This window comes from Pantoea rodasii (genome assembly GCF_002095465.1).
GTDB classification, from domain to species: domain Bacteria; phylum Pseudomonadota; class Gammaproteobacteria; order Enterobacterales; family Enterobacteriaceae; genus Pantoea; species Pantoea rodasii.
In genome coordinates this window covers 1-2,544 of the sequence record NZ_MLFP01000051.1, presented here as the reverse complement: position 1 = coordinate 2,544, position 2,544 = coordinate 1, and the positions used below count along the sequence as shown (strand labels likewise).

Genomic DNA, 2,544 nt, shown 5'->3' with positions numbered 1-2,544 from the left:
AAAATATCAGGCAGCACTGCATGCCCTTGATAAAGACATCAGTAAAATGACCGTAGCACTTCTGGCGGCGACAGCCACTCATCACCAGAAAACAGTCCTGGTTGATTACGAATTACCGGAGCATGCGGTAGGTTTTGTGATGGGCCACAACATGCTCGATGAGTACTGGGATACAGATGACCATTCATCCAGGCGTCGGGCAGGCAGCGTGGATGCGTATGCACCCAATATGGGAGCCAGCGGGTTTCTCCCGCGTCAGGATATTTCAAGCCAGGTAACGGGCCCGATACTGGAACACCTGCATGAGAATTTTGCTAAGGCGTGGTGTAAGGAAACGCATCAGGATCTGCTGGCTTTGCGTAATGCAAAGAAAGTGGCGAAAGAACTGAAGCCCCGCCCTGAATACGGCACGCCGATTATGGCTCAACTGCTTCGTACTCAGGCACAGGAACAAAAACGGGATATCGAGACGCTTTATTTGCAGGCGGTCAATAATGCCACTCAGTTTATCTATATTGAAAATCAGTATTTCCGATGGCCGCCGATGGCTGAGTTGATTAATAAAATTGCAGAAGAACAGACAAGCAAAGGGCGCGACCTGAATAAGCATGGTGCTTTATATTTGTTTGTAGTGACCAACGCCACAGATGAGGGTATCGGGTCGGGTACCGTCAATACCCAGCGCATGCTTGAGACGCTGGGACGGGCGGAAATAATCCCGGGTATCACAAAACAAATGCAGATTGATAAACTCCGGAGAGAAGCAGGAACAACGCCTGTTTCTGCGATGTATACCTCTAGAGGTGCTGAAGAATTTTTAAAGAAACAGCGAGAGCTGGACGCAAAGATACTTGAAATTGAAAAAGTACGATTATCCCCGAGCCCCGGCCTGGTTTAAACATCCATGTCTGCTCTCTTGTTGCACTGGACTCTCCCCCCCGAGAACTGGATGCCAGTTTATATCCACTCCAAGTTAATGATTGTGAATGACGTATTTACTACGCATGGGTCCGCCAATATTAATACCCGCAGCATGCAGGTGGACAGTGAAATGAATATTGCTCACGAATGGGCCAGTGTGACTCAGGATTTAAGGAGGGGGTTATGGAGGCTTCATACCAATGGTAAAGGGATGCAAGATGATTCTGAAGATGCATTCAATTCATGGGGGAAAATAATTTCAGATAATGAGCGGATGATGATTGATAAAAATAAACCTGTCGCGCCACTAGTGGGTTTCTTATACAGCAAATCAAAACTCAAGGATTGGGATTAATGCGTGCATTGTTACTGATTGCCAGCTTACTGGTCACGGCCTGTGACCAAAGTAATGCCGCAATTGTCGGCAACAAGGAAATGTTTATGGATTCAAGTATTAATACGCAACTGGCCTTTACCTGCAAAAAAGAACTCCTTCCAGGGCAGGAAGCTGAGGCTGATGTGCTGTTCAGATACGCCCGCTGGCTGCAGGTGAACAACAAGCTGAAGCAGGACAAAGAGGTCGATACGGAGGTCGGGCGCCTCTACCGGATTGCAGCGGAGAACGGGCATGCCAAAGCCACCATCAATCTGCAGAATGGGTCGCTGCGCGGGCACTTTGGGCTGACAGCCTCTGAAAGACGCCGCTTCAGCCAGCAGCTTATCGATGAAGGGGTTGCCAGCGGCTACTATTTTATCGCCATCTATCTGCAGCACGGTGCTGCGGGGCTGAAGCAGGATGAGGAAATGGCGCTGCGTTACTATCGTAAAGCAGCTGATGAGGGGAGCGCTCTTGCACAGGTATATCTGGCCAAAAAACTTGAGCCGGTTGATATCGCACCGGATGTTGCCAGGCAGATGTATCTCTGTGCTGCTGAGCAGGGTGATGGGGAGGCAGCGAAGATAATGGGTATTATTTACAAGCATCGTAAAAATTACCAGGAAGCGGTGCGTTTATATCAGTTAGGGGTAGCCGCGGGGGACTCTATTTCGGCAAGTTATTTGCAAGAAGGATTTAATGGACCATTAGCAGATGACGGTCTTGACTATTTGTATTTGAAAAAAGACCCAGAGCGTTCCCGGCGTTACAGGGCTATTTCACGAATATTGTTAAATTACTCCTACGCCCAACCCACCGTACCCGAGATCAACGACATCGTTCCGCTACCGCCCGCGCCTTTGCCGGAATGGGACGGCAAACTGAAGTGGGTGGAGGCCCGCAAAGCCAACATCCCGCCGGAAAAACCCGGTGAGGCGCTGATTGCCCGGCTGGCGAAGAAGAAGCACCTGAACCCGGCAACCGGCAGGCCGCTGCCTGAGTCACCGGACTTTGATAAACAGAGCGCGTCGCTGCTGCTGTGCCACAGCGGTGAGCCCTGCCCGAGAAGCGGCTACTGGCAGACGGCCTGGATACCGGACAGCGGAACAGGTGCGGAAGAGGTGCGTTACTTCAGGGAGGGGGAAACGATGCCGGCCGACCGCATAACGCGCACTCAGTCCCGCCCCTGGCCCTTGCGTGACAGGCACACGGAGGAAGAGCACCCCGTGACGTGGCGTTATCTGGGA

General features: G+C 51.3%; 3 protein-coding genes. All 3 read left to right on the top strand.

Annotated features, from left to right (window positions below):
* Positions 1–898: phospholipase D-like domain-containing protein (locus tag HA45_RS27385; protein WP_495524947.1), on the top strand; the 898-nt coding region annotated here is incomplete at its 5' end.
* 51 nt (positions 899–949) lie between these two features.
* Positions 950–1,276, top strand: coding sequence for a phospholipase D-like domain-containing protein (locus HA45_RS23230; protein WP_128599090.1), 327 nt, complete (start codon positions 950–952; stop codon positions 1,274–1,276).
* A partial coding sequence (locus HA45_RS23225) for an SEL1-like repeat protein (RefSeq protein ID WP_143808514.1) occupies positions 1,276–2,544 on the top strand: 1,269 nt, incomplete at its 3' end. The genes HA45_RS23230 and HA45_RS23225, both read left to right, overlap by 1 nt.

Coding starts and splice junctions, on each gene's coding strand:
- HA45_RS23230 (WP_128599090.1), top strand. CDS start 950: ATGCCAGTTTATATCCACTCCAAGTTAATGATTGTGAATGACGTATTT.